The sequence below is a fragment of the Streptomyces melanogenes genome, assembly GCF_014649795.1.
In the GTDB taxonomy this organism is placed as follows: Bacteria; Actinomycetota; Actinomycetes; order Streptomycetales; family Streptomycetaceae; genus Streptomyces; species Streptomyces noboritoensis.
Window position 1 is genome coordinate 201,196 of the sequence record NZ_BMTS01000001.1, and the last position, 18,050, is coordinate 219,245.

An 18,050-nucleotide genomic window follows, 5' to 3' on the forward strand; every position below is an offset into this window, starting at 1 on the left:
GACTTGCGGACGCACCGTCGAGGGAGGGCCGCGTGCTGCGGTACGACAAGGAGTTCGACCCCAAGGGCAGCGGCGGCCCGGCGGCAGATCCCGGGCGGTACGCCGCCGACGACGAGGTGTACGTGTTCGACGACGACGAAGTCGTCCTCGCGGTCAACGTCGCCCTCAAGACGGGGCGCCCCCTCCTCCTCTTCGGCCCGCCGGGCTCCGGCAAGTCCACCCTCGCACCCAACGTGGCCAGGATCCTGGGCTGGGAGTACTACGAGCACGTCGTCACGGCCCGCACCGAGCCGGAGGACCTGCTGTGGCGGTTCGACGCGCTGAAGCGGCTCAACGACGCGCAGGCGCAGCAGCTCGTCGACGACATGGGGTACTACTACACCAAGGGCCCGCTGTGGCGGGCCTTCGCGGCTCCCGGCGGCAAGCGGTCGGTCGTCCTCATCGACGAGATCGACAAGGCTGACCCGGACCTGCCGAACAGCCTGCTGGGGCCGCTCGGTTCGCTGTCGTTCCCGGTGCCGTGGGACGACGAGCAGTCGGTCTCCGTACCGCCGGAGCGGGCGCCCTTCGTGGTGATCACGACGAACGACGAACGCGAGCTCCCCCGGCCGTTCCTGCGCCGCTGCATCGTCTTCGAGCTGCGGTCTCCGACCAAGAAACACCTGCTGAAGGTCGCGGACTCGCACCTCGGCGAGCGGTACGAACCGGAGCTCGCGGACAAGGTCGCCGAGCACATCCTCGACGTCCGCAAGAAGCTGGAGGATCCGGCGGCCGGGCCCAGCACCGCCGAGTACCTGGACGCGCTCAAGGCCAGCCAGCAGCTCGGCGTGGTGCCCGGTACGCCCGAGTGGGACGCGCTGGAGGCGGTGACCCTGCGCAAACGGCGCGACGGAGCGGAGCCCACCGGGTGAGCGGGCGCGGCGAGCTCTTCCTCGGTGATCTGGTGCGGGCCATGGCCGAGTTGAAGCCCGCGGACCTGGCCACCGCCGCCGCCGTGGCCGCGCTGCTGGGGCAGGGGAACCGTACGCCCACGGCCCCGCCGCAGAGCCACGCCGTACGGGCCGTCGTCGCGGGTGCCGGTCGCCCGACGGCCGTACGGCTGGAGGGGGCGTCCGGCGGGCCGCGTCGCAGCACGCCCGCGCCGCCTCCCCGGGCCATCGCCGCGGAGCGGGGACCGCGCGCGGAGCGGCCGGAGCGCTCCGGACCGGAGGAGGAGGTTCCCGGCCGCGACGGCGCGGAGCGGGCGGTCCTGCTGGCCCACCGGCCCGTCGACTTCTCGCTCACCGCGATCGGCGGACCCGCGCCCCCGGCCACCGAGGCGAACGGCACGGAAGCGGGACCCGGGCTGCCGGAGCGCAGGGCCGCCGCCGTCCCGCTCGCCCACGAGCCGCCCTGGAAGAAGGACTGGGCCCGGGGAATCATGTTCGCGGCGGTCGCCACCCCCGTCGAAAGCAGGGAGGTCGACCAGCGGGCGCTGCTGCGGGGCGTCGCGGGCCGCCAGGCGCTGCGGTCCGTACCGCGCCGGCGGCGGCTGAGCACCCGGCGCGGTGCGCAACTCCTGCTCGACCACGGCCCGGGCATGGCGCCGTTCCGCGACGACGGACTGTGGCTGCGCGACCTGGTCGGCAGCATCGCCGGACGCGACCGGGTCGAGGTGCTGAGGTTCCGGGGCGCACCCGGACGCGGGGTGGTGCGCCAGGACCCGCTCACCATCGACCCGTACCGGCCGCCGCCGCCCGGCACACCCGTGATCCTCTTCTCCGACCTCGGCCGGATGCGGCCGCCGTTCGCCGGGCAGGGCGTCGCGGGCCCGCAGGAGTGGCGCGCGTTCGTCCACGCCGTGGCGCACTCCGGCTGCCCCGTCGTCTGCCTGACCCCGTACGAGAGCGGCGACTATCCGGCCGTGCTGCGCAAGAGGGTGGCGTTCGTCCCCCTCGACCGGCGCGTCTCGCTGCGGCACGCGCAGCGGGCGACGGCGCGGGTGCGGGGCTGGCTGGAGCGCCCGTGACCCAGCCCGAGGCGCCGGAGGCGCACCTGCCGCCACGGTCCGACCGCACGATGGAGGAGTACATCCCGCGGCTCGCGCGCAGCCGTCCCCAGCTCGTCCGGCTCGCCGAGTGCCTCTCGCTCGCGGCCGGGGTGGAGCGGCCGCTGCTGCGGCGCGCCCGGCTGCGCTTCCTGCCGCGCTCGGCGGCGGGTCTGGAGGCCGAGCTGTGGTTCTCCCCGCTGGTGGAGGCGGCGAGCGAGCACTCCTTGGTGCTGGATCCGGCCGCGGCGGCCGTCCTGCGCCGACGCCTCGCACTCCGACCCCGCCCATTCGTCCAGGACGTCCGGGACATGTTGGTCGAGGCGCATCTGGGCGCGCAGCCGGTCGCCCGCTGGTTCGAGGACCTGCTGTGGGCCGACCTCTTCCCGGCCACCTCGACCCCCGAGTACATCGAGGAGCAACTGCGGCGCGTCCTGCACGCGGTCACGGCCATCGGCGATTCGGGCGACGAGGTCGGGCGCTGGGCGCTGCACTATGTGCCGCGTCTGCCGAGCGGGGTGCGGCGCTACGACGACGCCTGGCGGATCCAGGTGGCCTCCTCCGAACGCCTCGGCCTGGCCCCGCCGGTGGACGACTTCCCGCGCCCGCCCGGCGTGACGGCGGGGGCGCGGGCGCTTGTGCGGCGGGACATTCCCGTGGGGGTGGTGGCCCGCTCCGACGGCTTGGTGCTCAGCTGCCCGCCCGTCGACGGCGTGCGTACGGTGTCGGCTCCGGGGGTGCGGACGGCCCGCATCGAGGTGGCGAGCGTGCTCGCGCCCCGGTCGGCGCCGGTGCGGCTGGAGCTGGAGGAGCACCAGAGCGTCCGCCTCCCCTTCACCGTGGTGCAGAGGCTCTCCACGAACGGCGAACCGACCCAGGGCATCGCGCACCTCGGGAACGCCGACGAGGTGGCGGTCGCCTCGGGTGTGGTGGGGGAGGGCGCGCGGTACGCCGTCCTGCTGGCGGACGGCACGATCGTGCTGTACGCGGACGACGGGACGGAGAGGGGCCGCCTCCCCGCCGAGGACGGCGGCCCGCCACGGAAGTCCCTGAGCGTGTTGGCTGACGGGCGGTTCCTGGCCTGGATCGAGGGGGGAACGGCGATCACGTACGAAGTGGCCTCGGGGAGGCTGGATTCCCATGAACGGGAGTGGGACGCGGCGCTCCTCGTGCGGTTCACGTCGAGTCATACGGTGAGACTCGTGCAGCTGGGCATCGGGGACGGCCAGCTCCTCCTGGACAGGGGGCGGCATATGGTCAGCTGGGCAGAAACCACCCCGGTTCGGACGCTCTGGCTGTCGCAGGACGGGGAGTGCGCGGCCTTCATCGACGGATCGGGTGTGCTGAGGGTCGAGGGCCCCTGGGAGCTGGAGGGGGCCGGGGCCCCCGACGTCACCGCCGTTACCAGTACCGCGGACGCGGTATCCGTGGCCTGGGCGCATGCGGATGGAACGGTCTGCGCGCGGGTGATCGGCGACGACCAGAGACTGGTCGACTGCGGCGCCGCGCCCTGGCAGATCACCTCCCTGGCCATGAGTGATGACGGCCGCTGGATCACCGCCGTGGGCGGGGACTCCAGGCTGCTGCTCTGGGAGCTCGTGGACGGGGCGGCCGTACCTCACGTACGACGGCTGGCCTTCTGCGCCGACCGCGTCTTCGCCCTCCCCGGCGGCGAGTGGGCCGTTTCCGGCACCGGCGGCCCGGTCGAGCTCACCACCGACGACGGCCGTCAGTACGTCGTCACACCGGACACCGAAGCCCTGGCTCACCCGGTGGACGTGCCCGGCTGGATCCGGGGCGAGGTGATCGCCGTGGTACGGGCGGGCCGGGACCCGGTCACGTTCGTGGACCTGGCGGAGGCGATGGAGTCCATCCGGGCGGTCGGCGTCACGTGCCTGACGGTCGGGCCGATCACCCCGACCGGCAGCGGCGACGTGGAGGGAATCCCCGGCGAGGAAATTCCCGGCTCCCTGGGGGACTTCGGAGGGTTCGCGTCACTGCTCATGTCCGCCCACCACCACGGCGTACGGATCGTCGTCGACATGGATCTGCGGGCCGTGTACGCGGTCGGCCGGATCCTCAACTCGATGCGCCAGTGGCTGGACCACGACGTCGACGGCCTGCGGCTGGTCGGCGACCGCCGCCTCGACGCGGACGTACTGCGCGATGTGCGCCACCTGCTGGACGGCTACGACGACCGGGTGCTCATCGGTACGCACACCACCGGGCTCCCCGCCACCGCGGACTCCGACTTCGGCGCCACCGGCGCCTTCGTGGCCTGTGATGTCGTGGTGCGGGCTCTGCAGGGGGAACTGATCATCGGGTTGACGGAAGGCGCACTGGTCAGGAACGCACTGGTCAACGCCCAGTTGCCGCTGGGCGCGGCCAGGTCCGGAGCGCAGTGGGGCCATCTGCTGCCCGACGACCTGACCGCACCCGGGCGAACGGCGTTGGCCCTGCGTGTGCTGCTCGGCCTGCCCGGATGCCCCATCGTTCCCCTGTCGCTCCTCCAGAACCAGGACCCGGAGGTGTCAAGAATGCTGGAGCTGCGCCGGGACCACCTCGCCCTGTCCCGAGGTGACTGCCGTGAACTCCCGTTGTCGCGCCCTGGCTTGCACGGAGTCGTACGGCGACACGGCGACGAGATCGTCCTGTGCGTCGCCAACGCTGGTGCGAACCGGGAGGCGATCCACGTCACCCCGGACGACCTGGGCGCCCCGGGCGACGCACGGCTGCTCGACCTGTTCGGCGGGACCGTGACCCCGTGCTCGGACGACACCCCCGCCACCGTGACCGTCGACGCCGGCGCGGTCCGCTGGTACCGGCTGCTCCCGATACCGCACACCTCCGGCCCGGGGGAGTAGCGGCCATGGCACGTCCCCGGATCTTCCTCAGCCACAGTTCGCAGTGCACCCCCGAGTCGGGGTGCGACTGCCGGGCCTACCTCTTCGCGCTCGAGGCGCACCTCGTCGACCTGGGCTGCGAACCGATCGTCGACAAGGGCATCCTGAACGGCGGCGACACCTGGTACGGCAAGGTGCTCACCGAGATCAAGAACTGCCACGGCATGATCATCCTGCTGTCGCCGCACGCGCTCGACTCGTACTACGTGATGGTGGAGGCGATCGTCGCCGACGCCGAGCGGGCCGGGACCGACGACGCCTTCGTGGTCCTGCCGGTGACGCTGCCCGGAGTCCGGCGGCGCCAGCTTCCCGACAGCGGGCTCGGCAAGCTGAACCTCGGGCGGTTCGACATGGTGGACTGGAGGCCGCAGTACGGTCCCACCCGGCCCCCGAAGAAGATCGCCACGTCGCTGCGGCCGCTGATCGAGCGCCAGGGCGCGCTGCCGTATCCGGAGGTCACCGACTTCCTCGTCGGACGTATCTCCGACCTTTCCGACGCCGCCCTGGAGCACACCGCCGAGATCCTGGGCGTCGCCACCTTCGCCTACGCGCGCGGCCACTCGCGCTACGCCGTGGCCCAGGGGCTGCTGACCGAGCGGCCGGTCGAGAACGTCGGGGACAGCTGCGCGATGCGCAAGGCGGTCACGCACTTCCTGCCCAAGGTGAAGCTGCGGGAGCACCGGCAGGAGATCGTCGACGTCGTGGTGCCGTTCGCCCGGGTGCCCAAGGAGGCAGCCGATCAGCTGCGTCTGGTGGTGGAGAGCGGTGACGACCGGGTGGCGCTCCTCGGGGCGACGCTCAAGGAGACCGCGGACATGTACGTACGCCGGGCGAGCGAGACGCCCAAGCCCTGGCTCATGAGCAAACCCGCGCCCCGGCACGACGGGGCGGGCTTCGTCGAGAGCGTGGTCGCCGAGGTGCGTGCCTGTGTGGTCGCCTCGATCGGGTACGGCTTCGAGTGCGACGACGACACCCTGCGGCGGCTGCTGGCCCGCCACGAGGCGGAGTCGGGGCCGTTCACGATCGTGCTGTACCAGCCGCCGGACGCCGACCTCCTCGACCGGCTGCTCGCCGCGTTCCCCCGACTGCTGTTCGTCTTCGCCCACCAGCAGGCGGCCGCCGCACGGGGGTGGAAGGGATCCGTCCGCCTCGCGGGGCTGACGCCGGGTCAGGAGCAGGACATGGTGATCACGCACTGGGAGTTCCAGGAGCTGGCCGCCGCGCGGGAGTGCCCTTCGAGCAGGCCCGATTGACAATCCGCCTTGCCGATTCTGCAATGGACGGATGGACGAGGAACGCGCACTCGACGACGTGCTGACCGACGTCGGCCCCCGGCTCCGGCGGATCCGCAAGGAGCGCGGGGCCACGCTCGGCGATCTGTCGGCGGCGACCGGGATCTCCGTCTCCACGCTCTCCCGCCTGGAGTCCGGGAACCGGCGGCCCAGCCTCGAGCTGCTGCTGCCGATCGCCCGCGCCCACCAGGTGCCGCTCGACGACCTGGTGGGCGCGCCGCCGGTCGGGGACCCCCGGGTGCGGGCCAAGCCGATCGTGCGCGGCGGCAAGACCCTGGTGCCGCTCACCCGCCAGCCCGGCGGCCTCCAGGCGTACAAGGTGGTGGACCGGGAGGTGGGCGGCGAGCCCGAGCCGCGCGTCCACGAGGGCTATGAGTGGCTGTACGTCCTGGCGGGGCGGCTGCGGCTGGTGCTCGCCGGGAACGACGTGGTGCTGGGGGCGGGGGAGGCGGCCGAGTTCGACACGCGGTTGCCGCACTGGTTCGGGCCGGCCGGGGACGCGCCGGTGGAGTACCTGAGCCTGTTCGGGCCGCAGGGTGAGCGGATGCACGTACGGGCGCGGCCCAAGCGGGCGTAGTCGCGGTACGGCGGGGGAGAAGAGACAGTGCCTCGCCTCTGCCTGTTCCCTCAGCGGCAAGCGACCGCTTAGTATGCGATGTGGCAAGGGTACGCAGCCGTACCGCCTACAGTGCGTGGAGGCCCCGAATGCAGGCATGGCGAGTGCACGAGAACGGCGAGCCGGGCGAGGTGATGCGGCTCGAAGAGGTCGAGCGCCCCACCCCGGGCCCGGGGCAGGTGCTGCTGAAGGTGCGCGCCGCGAACATCAACTTCCCGGACGCGCTGCTGTGCCGGGGGCAGTACCAGATCAAGCCGCCGCTGCCGTTCACGCCCGGGGTGGAGATCTGCGGGGAGACCGAGGACGGGCGGCGGGTCATCGCCAACCCCGTGCTGCCGTTCGGCGGGCTCGCCGACCATGTGATCGCCGACGAGCGCGCGCTGCTGCCCGCGCCCGACGCGCTGGACGACGCCGAGGCCGCCGCCCTGCACATCGGCTACCAGACCGGCGTGTTCGGGCTGCACCGCAGGGCCAACCTCCAGGCGGGCGAGACGCTGCTGGTGCACGCCGCCGCAGGCGGGGTCGGCAGCGCGGCCGTCCAGCTCGGCAAGGCGGCCGGGGCCAAGGTCATCGGCGTGGTCGGCGGCGCCGACAAGGCCGAGATCGCCCGGCAGTTGGGCTGCGACCTGGTCATCGACCGGCGCACCGACGACATCGTGGCCGCCGTCAAGGAGGCCACCGGCGGGCGCGGCGCGGACGTGATCTACGACCCGGTCGGCGGCGACGCGTACGCCAAGTCCGCCAAGTGCGTCGCCTTCGAGGGCCGCATCCTCGTCGTGGGCTTCGCCAGCGGCAGCATCCCCGCCCCGGCCCTCAACCACGCGCTGGTGAAGAACTATTCGATCGTCGGTCTGCACTGGGGGCTGTACGCGCAGAAGGACCCCGCGTCGATCCTGCGCTGCCACGAGCAGCTGACCGAGCTCGCCGCGAAGGGCGCCGTCAAACCGCTCATCAGCGAGCGCGTGGCGATGAAGGACGCTGCCGCCGCCGTCCAGCGGGTCGCCGACGGCACGACCACCGGCCGTGTGGTCGTGCTCCCGGACGGAGTCGCCCGGTGAGCGAGCAGCAGCCCGGCGCCGACGAACTGCTCGCCCGTACACGGGAGTTGCTCGCCGCGCACCCGCCCGCCACGACCGAGGCGGTCGACTTCCTCAAGGCCCGCTTCGACGCCGGGCTCGCCTGGGTGCACTACCCGGTGGGCCTCGGCGGGCTCGGCGCGCCGCGCTCGTTCCAGCCGGTCGTCGACGCAGAGCTGGCGGCGGCCGGCGCGCCCGACAACGACCCGCGCCGGATCGGGATCGGGCTCGGCATGGCCGCGCCGACCGTGCTCAAGTACGGCACCGACGAGCAGAAGCGGCGGTTCCTGCGGCCGCTGTGGGTCGGCGAGGAGGTGTGGTGCCAGCTGTTCAGCGAGCCGGGCGCGGGGTCCGACCTCGCCGCGCTCGGTACCCGGGCGGTCCGTGACGGCGACCACTGGGTGGTGACCGGGCAGAAGGTGTGGACGTCGAGCGCCCATCTCGCCCGCTGGGCCATCCTGATCGCCCGCACCGACCCCGACCTGCCCAAGCACCAGGGCATCACCTATTTCATCTGCGACATGACCGACCCCGGCGTCGAGGTGCGGCCGCTGCGCCAGATCACCGGCGAGGCCGAGTTCAACGAGGTCTTCCTCACCGACGTCCGCATCCCCGACGCCCACCGCCTGGGTGAGGTCGGGGACGGCTGGCGGGTCGCGCAGACCACCCTGATGAACGAGCGGGTCTCCATCGGCGGGATGCGGCTGCCCCGCGAGGGCGGGATGATCGGGCCCGTCGCGCGCACCTGGCGCGAGCGCCCCGAACTGCGCACCCACGACCTGCACCAGCGCCTCCTCACCCTCTGGGTCGAGGCCGAGGTCGCCCGCCTCACCGGCGAGCGGCTGCGCCAGCAGCTCGTCGCGGGCCAGCCGGGACCCGAGGGCTCGGGCATGAAGCTCGCCTTCGCCCGGCTCAACCAGGAGATCAGCGGCCTGGAGGTCGAACTCCTCGGGCAGGAGGGGCTGTTGTACTCGGACTGGACCATGCGCCGGCCCGAGCTCGTCGACTTCACCGGCCGCGACGCCGGATACCGGTATCTGCGCTCGAAGGGCAACTCCATCGAGGGCGGCACCAGCGAGGTGCTCCTGAACATCGTCGCCGAGCGCGTCCTCGGGCTGCCCGCCGAGCCGCGCAACGACAAGGACGTCGCCTGGAAGGACCTGGCCCGATGACCGAGACCGCCCCCGACCTGCTGTACTCGGAGGCCGAGGAAGACCTCCGGGCCGCCGTGCGCTCCCTGCTCGCCGACCGCACCGACACCCCGTCCGCGCTGGCCCGCGCCGAGTCCGACACCCCCTACGACCCCCGCCTCTGGCAGGCGCTCGGCGCCGAGATGGAGCTCGCGGGTCTCCTGGTGCCGGAGAAGCTGGGCGGCCAGGGCGCGGGACACCGCGAGGCGGCCGTGGTCCTGGAGGAGATCGGCCGGAGCGTCGCCCCGGTCCCGTACCTCACCAGCTCGGTCGTCGCCACCGAGACGCTGCTCGGCCTCGACACCACGAACGCCGAAGTGGCGTCTCTCCTCGGCGAGTTGGCGTCCGGCCGCAAGACCGCCGCGCTGGCCGTGCCGTTCTCGTACGGGCCCGACTCGCTGCGGCTGCGCGGCGGGCTCGACGGGATCGTGCGGACCGTGGCCGACGCCGCCACCGCCGACGTGCTGCTCGTGCCTACCGGGCAGGGGCTCTACGCCGTCGAGGCGGACCAGGTGACCGTCACCGCGCTCACCCCGCTCGACCTCACCCGCCCGCTGGCCGACGTCGCCCTCGACGGGGCGCGCGGCACGCTGCTCGCCGACGCGGACACCGGCCGGGCTGCCGTCCGTCGGGGGCTGCTCGCCGGGGCCGGGCTGCTCGCCTCCGAGCAACTGGGCGTCGCGGAGTGGTGCCTGACCGAGACCGTCGCGTACACCCGGGACCGCAAGCAGTTCAACCGACCCGTCGGCTCCTTCCAGGCGCTCAAGCACCGGATGGCGCAGCTCTGGCTGGAGGTCGTGTCGGCGCGGGCCGCCGCGCGCAACGCGGCCGACGCGCTGGCGACCGGCAGCCCTCAGGCGCCGCTGGCGGTGGCGGTAGCGCAGGCGTACTGCTCGCGGGTCGCGGTGCACGCGGCCGAGGAGTGCGTCCAGCTGCACGGCGGCATCGGGATGACGTGGGAGCACCCCGCGCACCTCTACCTCAAGCGGGCCAAGTCGGCGCAGGGCGCGCTGGGTTCGGCCGGTGAGCACCGCGCGTCGGTCGCGGAGATCGTGGGGCTGCCCGGACCCGCATAGTCTGCGCCGAGTGTCCCGTTTTTGACCGCCCCTTTACGGACTGTTTAAATGGCGAGCTGTTGCGATCGATTCGCAATAACAGTCGATCTTCAATAAGGGGTGTGGGGCATGGTCGCCCGTTCGATCCACGGGGCGATGCGAGGAGCGGGCGCCGCGGCGCTGGCCGGAGCACTGGCCCTCACCGCGAGCGCCTGCTCGAACCCGGGCGGGGAGAGCGGCGGCACGGCCGCCAAGGACACGGCCGTCGTCGGCATCGCCTACGAGCCCGAGACGCTCAGCCCGCTCCTCGGCTACGGCAAGGACGGCAACTCCAAGATCTTCGACGGGCTGCTCACGCAGGACGTCGACATGAAGCTGAAGCCCGCGCTCGCCGTCGCCCTGCCCGAGGTCAGCTCCGACCGGCTGACCTACACGTACAAGCTCCGCAAGGGCGTGACGTTCAGCGACGGGCAGCCGTTCACCGCCAAGGACGTCGTCTTCACCTACTCGACGATCCTCGACCCGAAGACCAACAACCCCTCCAAGGGCGAGCTCGACGCCGTCAAGGAGGTCCGCGCCGACGGCGACGACACGGTGGTCTTCACGCTCAAGTACCCCTACGCGCCGTTCGCGCAGCGGACCGTGTTGCCGATCGTGCCCGAGCACATCGCGGGCAAGCAGGACGTGAACACCGGCGACTTCGCCACCGCGCCCGTCGGCACCGGGCCGTACAAGCTCGTCAAGTGGTCCAAGAGCGAGAAGATCGCGTTCGAGGCCAACCCGTCGTACTGGGGCGGCGCGCCCAAGGTGAAGAAGTTCACCATGGCGGTCATCAAGGACGACGACGTGCGCGCCACCCGGCTGCGCTCCGGCGACCTCGACGGCGCGATCCTGCCGCCCAACCTCGCCCAGGGCTTCGCGAAGGACAAGCACAAGAAGACCTGGACGGCGAAGACCTACGACTACCGCAACGTGACCCTGCCCACCGGCAACAAGGTCACCGGCGACACCGCCGTGCGCCGCGCCCTCGACCTCGCCGTCGACCGCAAGGCGATGGTCGACAAGATCCTCGACGGCGCCGGCAAGCCCGCCTACGGTCCGGTGCCCACCGGCAGCCCCTGGTTCGCCAAGGGCACCGAGCGGCCCCACGACCTCGCCGGGGCGAAGAAGATCCTGGACGAGGCGGGCTGGAAGCCCGGCGCCGACGGCGTCCGCGAGAAGGACGGCGTCCGCGCCGCCTTCCCGCTCTGGTACCTCTCCGGCGACAAGCTCCGCCAGGACCACGCCCTCGCCTACGCCTCCGACGCCAAGAAGGCCGGCATCGAGATCACCACCCAGTCCGGCACCTGGGAGGTCATCGAGCCGAAGATGAAGGACGAGGCGGTCCTCGCGGGCGGCGGCTCGCCCGGCGACCCCGACTTCGACCAGTACACGCTGCTCAAGTCCTCCCTCGCGGGCGACGGCTTCAACAACATGGCGTGGTTCACCGACCCGGCCGTCGACAAGGCGCTCGACGACGGCCGCCGGAGCGGGGACACCGCCGTGCGCAAGGCCGCGTACGACACCGTCCAGCGCGAGCTGGTGATGAACCCCGGCTACACCTTCCTCACCCACATCGACCACCTCTACGTCGTCAACGACCGCTGGGACGGGCTCTCCACCCAGACCGAGCCGCACGACCACGGCCTGGCCTCCGGCCCGTGGTGGAACGTCGAGACCTGGGCGCCGAAGAAGTGAGCCGCCGCCTCCCCTGGGGGCCGATGGCACGGATGGCGGGGCGGCGGACCCTGTTCGCCGCCCCCGTCCTGCTCGTGGTGACCTTCGGCGTCTTCGCCGTGGCCGCCGCCTCCCCCTTCGACCCGGTCAAGGCCTACGCGGGCACCGCCGGGCTCACCGCCTCGCAGGACAACCTCGACCAGCTGCGCGCCAACCTCGGCGTCGACCAGCCGCTGGTCACCCGCTGGTGGGACTGGCTGACCGCCGCCCTCACCGGCGACCTCGGCGACTCCAGCGTGCTGCGCCAGCCCGTCGCCGACGTCATCGGCGAACGGCTCGGCTGGTCGGTGCTGCTCGCCGCCACCGCCTTCCTGGTCGCGATCGTGCTCGGCACCGGGCTCGGCGTGCTCGCCGGGCGCCGCCCCGGCGGCTGGCTCGACCGGTGCGTCAGCTCCGCCGCGTACACCCTGGAAGCGGCGCCCGCCTTCTGGCTCGGGCTGCTCGCCATCTGGTTCTTCGCGCTGAAGCTGGACGTGCTCCCGGCGGGCGGGCTCACCGACACGGCGAGCGACACCGTCACCTTCGGCCAGGTGGCGAGCCACCTCGTGCTGCCCGCCGCAGTCCTCGGCGTCTCCCAACTGCCCTGGTTCTTCCTGTACGTACGCCAGGGCGTCGCCGACGCCCTGGAGGAGGACCCGGTGCGCGGCGCCCGCGCGCGCGGGCTGAGCGAGCGGACCGTCCTGCTCGGCCACGCCCTGCGCTCGGGCATGCTGCCGATGCTGACCCTCGTCGGCTCGCGCGTGCCCGAACTCATCACCGGCGCACTCCTCGTCGAGACCGTCTTCAGCTGGCCCGGCATCGCCGCCGCCACCGTGCAGGCCGCGACCTCCGTGGACTTCCCGCTGCTCGCCGCGCTGACCGTGCTCGCCACCGCGGCCGTGCTGCTCGGCAACCTCCTGTCCGATCTGCTCTACGGCATCGCCGACCCGAGGGTGGGCTTCGATGGCTGACACCGTGTGGCGGACGCACGGGCGCACCCGCCGCTCCACCCGGACGCTGCGGGTCCGCGCCTCCGCCGTGATCCTCGTCGCGGCGGTCCTCGCCGTCCTGCTCGTACCGCCGCTCGTCCACCTCGACCAGCAGGCCGTCGACCTGTCGCAGAAGCTCCTCCCGCCGTCCTGGGAGCACCCGTTCGGCACCGACGACGTCGGCCGCGACCTGCTGCTCCGCTGTGTCTACGGGCTGCGGATCTCGCTCCTCGTCGGTGTCGTGGCCGCGCTCGTCGCCACCGTCGTCGGCACGCTCGTGGGCGCGGCGGCCGCGGCCCTCGGCGGCTGGACCGACCGACTGGTGATGCGCCTGGTGGACGTGTTCTCGTCGGTGCCGCACCTGCTGCTCGGCATCTTCGTGGTCGCGATGTTCCGCCCCGGGGTGTGGCCGGTGATCGCCTCGGTCGCCGTGACGCACTGGCTCTCCACCGCCCGTATCGTGCGCGCCGAGGTGCTGTCCCTGCGCTCGCGCCCCTACATCGACGCGGCGATCTCCGGCGGCGCCTCCCGGCTGCGGGTGACGACCCGGCATCTGCTGCCGGGAGTCCTGCCGCAGGCCGGGCTCGCGGCGGTGCTGATGGTGCCGCACGCCATGTGGCACGAGTCGGCTCTCTCCTTCCTCGGCCTCGGCCTGCCCAGCCACCAGGCCAGCCTCGGCAACCTCGTCCAGTCCGCCCGCGGCTCGCTGCTCGCCGGGGACTGGTGGCCGACCCTCTTCCCGGGCCTGCTGCTCATCGTGCCGACCCTCGCCGTCGCGGGCCTGGCCGGCGCCTGGCGCGAACGCCTGGACCCGCGCCGCCGATCGGAGCTGATGCTGTGACCAAGGCTGCTGCTACCAAGGCCGCTGCGACCACGGTCCTTTCGGTGCGCGGCCTGTCCGTGCGCTTCCGGATGCGCGGCGGCCGCCACATCGCCGCCGTCACCGACGTCTCCTTCGACCTGGCGGCGGGGGAGTGCCTGGCCCTGGTCGGCGAGAGCGGCTGCGGCAAGTCCGTCCTCGCCTCGGCGCTGCTCGGCCTGCTGCCGGGCAACGCCCAGACGGCGGGCAGCGCCGTGCTGCACGGCGGCGGCGACCCCGTCGACCTGCTCGCCGCCGACGAACGCACACTCGCCCGTACGGTACGGGGCCGCCGCATCGGTCTCGTACCGCAGAGCCCGGCCGCCCACCTCACACCGGTGCGGACGGTCCGGGCGCAGCTCGCGGAGACCCTGCGCGAGCTCACCGGAACGCCCAGGCGCGAGCTGCGCGCGGCGACCGAGGCGGCCGCCGAACGGGCCGCGTTCCCGCTCGGGCACCTCGACCGCTACCCGCACGAGCTGTCCGGCGGCCTCGCCCAGCGGGCCGCGACCGCGCTCGCCCTCGTCGGGGACGCGCCGCTGCTGCTCGCCGACGAACCGACCACCGGGCTCGACCGCGACCTGGTCGACCGCACCGCCGACGAGCTGCGCCGCACCGCCGACGACGGCCGGGCGCTGCTGATGATCACCCACGATCTGGCCGCCGCCGAGCGGATCGCCGACCGGGTCGCCGTGATGTACGCCGGGCGCGTCGTGGAACTCGCCGACGCAACCTCGTATTTCGGCGGGTCCGGACCCCGTCACCCGTATGCTCAAGGCCTGCTCGAAGCGCTCCCGGAGCGGGCCTTCACGCCCGTCCCCGGGATGCCGCCCGAGCTGGGCGATCTGCCGGACGGCTGTGCGTTCGCACCCCGTTGCGAACGGGCCACCGGCCAGTGCGGCACCCGGCCGCCGTTCGACGGCCGGGTCGCCTGTCACCACCTGGAGGAGCCCGGCCGTGCTTGATCTGAAGAACATCACCGCCGGGTACGAGCGCGGCAGGCCCGTGGTCCGCGAGGTGAGCCTCGCCGTCGCCCCCGGCGAGGCGGTCGGCCTGCTCGGCCCCAGCGGCTGCGGCAAGTCCACCCTGGCCCGGGTCGCGGCGCTGCTGCACCGGCCGGACAACGGCACGGTGACCCTCGACGGCGCCCTCGTCACCGAGTGGCGCCACCGCGCCCCGCGCGCGCAGCGCACCACCGTCGGGGTCGTCTTCCAGTCGCCCCGGCTCGCCGCCGACCCCCGGCTGCGGCTGCGCGAGATCGTCGCCGAGCCGCTGCGGGCGACCGGCCGCCAGATCGAGGTGCGCGAGCGCGTCGACGAACTCGCGGACCTCGTCGGCCTCGGCGGCGACCTGCTCAACCGCCGCCCCCACGAGGTCAGCGACGGCCAGCTCCAGCGCGCCTGCCTGGCCCGCGCCCTGGTGCTGCGCCCGCGCCTGCTGGTCTGCGACGAGATGACGGCGATGCTGGACGCGTCGACGACGGCGGCCCTGGTGGCGGCGGTCGAGCGCTACCGAAGGGAGACGACCGCGTCCCTCCTCGCGGTGGGCCACGACCGGACGCTCCTTGAGCGGTGGTGCGACCGGGCGGCGGAGTGGACCGAACTCTCGGGGTGACTGAGCAGTAACGTGCCTGCGATACGGGTCGCCCCGCGCGGCCACCGGGTGTCCGGGCGGCGAAGTACCGGCCAACTCTGCGAAGGAGCCTGCCCGTTGGGGCGGGTGCGCACGCATACTCGGTCGCGTCCGCCCGTCCCACCGCCCCGGGAGCACCCCATGGCTCGACCGACCCGCCGCAGCGCCGTCGCCGCCCTCGCCGCGGCCGCCGCCTCCGCCGCCATCGCGCCCGCCGCGAGCGCGGCCGAACGCGCCCACCCCGCCGGGCCCAGACCGCTGCGCCGCACCCACGCGCACAACGACTTCGAGCATCCGCACCCCCTCTTCGACGCCCTCGACCACGGGTTCACCAGCGTCGAGGCCGATGTGTTCCTGGTCGACGGACAGCTCCTGGTGGCCCACGACCCCTCCCAGCTCGACCCGACGCGTACGCTCGAAACGCTCTACCTCGACCCGCTGCTGGCCCGCGTCCGCGCCCACCACGGCTCGGTGTACCGGGGCTACCACCGGCCCGTGCAGCTCCTGGTCGACATCAAGACCGACGGCGCCGCCGCCTACCTGGAACTCGACCGGCGGCTGCGCCCCTACCGCCGGATGCTGACCAGCTACGCGCACGGCCGCGTCTCGACCGGCGCCGTCACGCCCGTCGTCTCCGGCGACCGCGCCGCCCGGGTGCCGATGGAGGCGCAGAAGGTGCGGTACGCGTTCTACGACGGGCGCCTGGACGACCTCGGCACCGCCGCCACCGCCGCCTTCATCCCGCTCATCAGCAGCAACTGGACGCAGAGCTTCAGCTGGCTGGGCGCCGGGCCGTTCCCGGCCGCCGAGCGCCAGAAGCTGCGCGCCATCGTGGCGCAGGCCCACGCGCACCGGCAGCGGGTGCGGTTCTGGGCGACCCCCGACCTCCCCGGACCCGAGCGGAACGCCCTGTGGCGCGAACTGCTCGCCGCCGACGTCGACCACATCAACACCGACGACCTCGCGGGCCTGGAGGCCTTCCTCCGCGCACACGGAGAGTAGTACCGGCCGCATACCGGGGTCGCACGCGCCACTCGCCTCACGGGTCGTCACCCGCAGTCAACACCCGTACGGCGGACACGCCATACGCCCGACCGGCCCGCCTCCTCCGCCACACTGGCCGCCGAATGCCGCAATTCCGGCGCGGTGGAGGAGGTTGGCCATGGCCATTTCGATCTCGGTGGTGCTGTTGCTCGTGGTGCTGGCGGTGATCTTCCTGCGCAGCGGCGGCCTCAAGGCCTCGCACGCGATGGTCTGTGTGCTGCTCGGCTTCTTCCTCGCCGGTACGAGCATGGCCCCCACCATCCAGGACGGGCTGAACGCCACCGCGAGCGTGGTCGGTAGCCTCAGGCCATGACCCCGGCCCGCCCGAAGATCACCGCCGCGGCGCGGCGCGCCCGCCTCGGCCCCCGCCACCTCCTCACCCCCGCCACCCGCGCGGCGACCCCCGAGGCGGTCGCGGACGCACTGGTGGCGCTGCACGCCACCGACCCCGCGACGGTGTACCTGGCGGCGGCCGCGCGGATGGGCAACGCGTCGGTGGCGGAGCTGGAACGGGCGCTGTACGAGGACCACTCACTCGTACGGATGCTGTGCATGCGCCGCACCATGTTCGTGCTGCCCACGGCGTTCGCCCCGGTGGCCGACGCGGCGGCCGCCCGGGCCGTCGCCGTCCGTGAGCGCGCGGGGCTTGCGAAGGTCATCGAGGAGCAACTCGGCTTCGACGCCCAGTGGTTCGCCGCCACCCAGGAAGCGGTCCTGGCCGCGCTCGCCGAGCGCGGCGAGGCGACGGCGGCCCAACTCGCCGACGACGTACCGGACCTGAAGTCGCAGATCGTCCAGGCCCCGGGCAAGCCGTACGAGGCGCGGCCCCGCATCACCAGTCGCTTCCTCGGGGTCCTGGCCGCCGAGGGCCGCATCCGGCGCGGCCGACCGCTGGGCACCTGGGCGTCCAGCCAGTTCCGCTGGACCGTCGCCGAGCCGCACCCCGAGCTCGCGGCCGACGAGGCCAGGGCCGAGCTCGTCGCCCGCTATCTGGACGCCTACGGGCCCGCCACCACGGAGGACGTGAAGTGGTGGACGGGCTGGACCCTCACCGACACCCGCAAGGCGCTGGCCAGGACCGACGCCGTCGACGTCGACCTCGACGAAGGCCCCGGGCACGCCCTGCCCGGCCAGCTGGCCGCGCCGCCCGACCCCGAGCCCTGGGCCGCCCTGCTCCCGGGCCTGGACCCGACCCCGATGGGCTGGCGCCACCGCGACTGGTACCTCGACACCGGCCACAAGGCCGAACTCTTCGACGGCACCGGCAACATCGGCCCCTCGGTGTGGTGGAACGGCCGCATCGTCGGCGGCTGGGCCCAGCGCCCGGACGGCGAGATCGTCACCCACGTCTTCGCCGACCAGGGCCGCGAGGCGGCCGCCGCGATCGAGGCGGAGTCGGTCCAGCTCACGGCCTTCTTCGGCGACGTGCGGGTCCGTCCGAGCTTCCGCACCCCGCTCGAACGGCGGCTCTCCGCCTGAGCACCGGCCGATCATGAAACGTGTGTGAAGCGGCCATCGTTTCCATGGACACTTCAACCCTGCGGCTCTAGCGTCGGGCGCCGGCGCGACACCCGATGTACGTACACGGCGTACGTGTGGACCACGTACGCATG

General features: G+C 73.2%; 16 protein-coding genes. All 16 read left to right on the forward strand.

From position 1 onward, the window contains the following. Nucleotides 1-32: 32 nt before the first annotated feature. Complete coding sequence (locus tag IE252_RS00990; protein ID WP_229847810.1) at nt 33-911, forward strand: AAA family ATPase; 879 nt, start codon at nt 33-35, stop codon at nt 909-911. Continuing rightward, a complete protein-coding gene (locus tag IE252_RS00995) occupies nt 908-2,008 on the forward strand; it encodes a hypothetical protein (RefSeq protein ID WP_190087284.1) in 1,101 nt (366 codons plus the stop codon). The genes IE252_RS00990 and IE252_RS00995 overlap by 4 nt, the downstream gene beginning before the upstream one ends. Then, complete coding sequence (locus IE252_RS01000) at nt 2,005-4,890, forward strand: alpha-amylase family protein (protein ID WP_190087285.1); 2,886 nt, start codon at nt 2,005-2,007, stop codon at nt 4,888-4,890. Before IE252_RS00995 ends, IE252_RS01000 begins: the two co-directional genes overlap by 4 nt. A gap of 5 nt (nt 4,891-4,895) precedes the next feature. Then, entirely contained in the window at nt 4,896-6,182 is a 1,287-nt protein-coding gene (locus tag IE252_RS01005; RefSeq protein ID WP_190087286.1) for a toll/interleukin-1 receptor domain-containing protein, read from the forward strand. A 31-nt stretch (nt 6,183-6,213) separates the two neighbouring features. Next, nucleotides 6,214-6,798, forward strand: a complete 585-nt coding sequence (locus tag IE252_RS01010) for a helix-turn-helix domain-containing protein (RefSeq protein WP_190087287.1) — start codon at nt 6,214-6,216, stop codon at nt 6,796-6,798. Nucleotides 6,799-6,926: 128 nt separating this feature from the next. Continuing rightward, on the forward strand, nt 6,927-7,895 hold the full coding sequence (locus tag IE252_RS01015; protein ID WP_190087288.1) for an NADPH:quinone oxidoreductase family protein: 969 nt from the start codon (nt 6,927-6,929) through the stop codon (nt 7,893-7,895). Continuing rightward, on the forward strand, nt 7,892-9,085 hold the full coding sequence (locus tag IE252_RS01020; protein WP_190087289.1) for an acyl-CoA dehydrogenase family protein: 1,194 nt from the start codon (nt 7,892-7,894) through the stop codon (nt 9,083-9,085). Before IE252_RS01015 ends, IE252_RS01020 begins: the two co-directional genes overlap by 4 nt. Then, nucleotides 9,082-10,179, forward strand: coding sequence for an acyl-CoA dehydrogenase family protein (locus tag IE252_RS01025; protein ID WP_190087290.1), 1,098 nt, complete (start codon nt 9,082-9,084; stop codon nt 10,177-10,179). Before IE252_RS01020 ends, IE252_RS01025 begins: the two co-directional genes overlap by 4 nt. A gap of 108 nt (nt 10,180-10,287) precedes the next feature. Continuing rightward, entirely contained in the window at nt 10,288-11,895 is a 1,608-nt protein-coding gene (locus IE252_RS01030) for an ABC transporter substrate-binding protein (RefSeq protein WP_190087291.1), read from the forward strand. 23 nt (nt 11,896-11,918) lie between these two features. After that, entirely contained in the window at nt 11,919-12,884 is a 966-nt protein-coding gene (locus IE252_RS01035; protein ID WP_190087804.1) for an ABC transporter permease, read from the forward strand. Further along, nucleotides 12,877-13,743: an ABC transporter permease gene (locus IE252_RS01040; protein WP_190087292.1), complete on the forward strand. Its 867-nt coding sequence runs from the start codon at nt 12,877-12,879 to the stop codon at nt 13,741-13,743. Before IE252_RS01035 ends, IE252_RS01040 begins: the two co-directional genes overlap by 8 nt. A 71-nt stretch (nt 13,744-13,814) precedes the next feature. Then, nucleotides 13,815-14,726, forward strand: coding sequence for an ABC transporter ATP-binding protein (locus tag IE252_RS01045; RefSeq protein WP_190087803.1), 912 nt, complete (start codon nt 13,815-13,817; stop codon nt 14,724-14,726). After that, nucleotides 14,719-15,375 (forward strand): ABC transporter ATP-binding protein, encoded by a 657-nt coding sequence (locus IE252_RS01050; RefSeq protein WP_190087293.1) that lies wholly within the window; start codon nt 14,719-14,721, stop codon nt 15,373-15,375. Before IE252_RS01045 ends, IE252_RS01050 begins: the two co-directional genes overlap by 8 nt. Nucleotides 15,376-15,534: 159 nt before the next feature. Further along, a complete protein-coding gene (locus tag IE252_RS01055; protein ID WP_190087294.1) occupies nt 15,535-16,395 on the forward strand; it encodes a phosphatidylinositol-specific phospholipase C/glycerophosphodiester phosphodiesterase family protein in 861 nt (286 codons plus the stop codon). A gap of 160 nt (nt 16,396-16,555) precedes the next feature. After that, a complete protein-coding gene (locus tag IE252_RS01060) occupies nt 16,556-16,750 on the forward strand; it encodes a hypothetical protein (RefSeq protein WP_101391222.1) in 195 nt (64 codons plus the stop codon). Beyond that, the gene (locus IE252_RS01065) at nt 16,747-17,916 is read left to right on the forward strand and encodes a winged helix DNA-binding domain-containing protein (RefSeq protein WP_190087295.1); all 1,170 of its coding nucleotides are present in this window, start codon (nt 16,747-16,749) and stop codon (nt 17,914-17,916) included. The genes IE252_RS01060 and IE252_RS01065 overlap by 4 nt, the downstream gene beginning before the upstream one ends. The last annotated feature ends 134 nt before the right edge of the window (nt 17,917-18,050 follow it).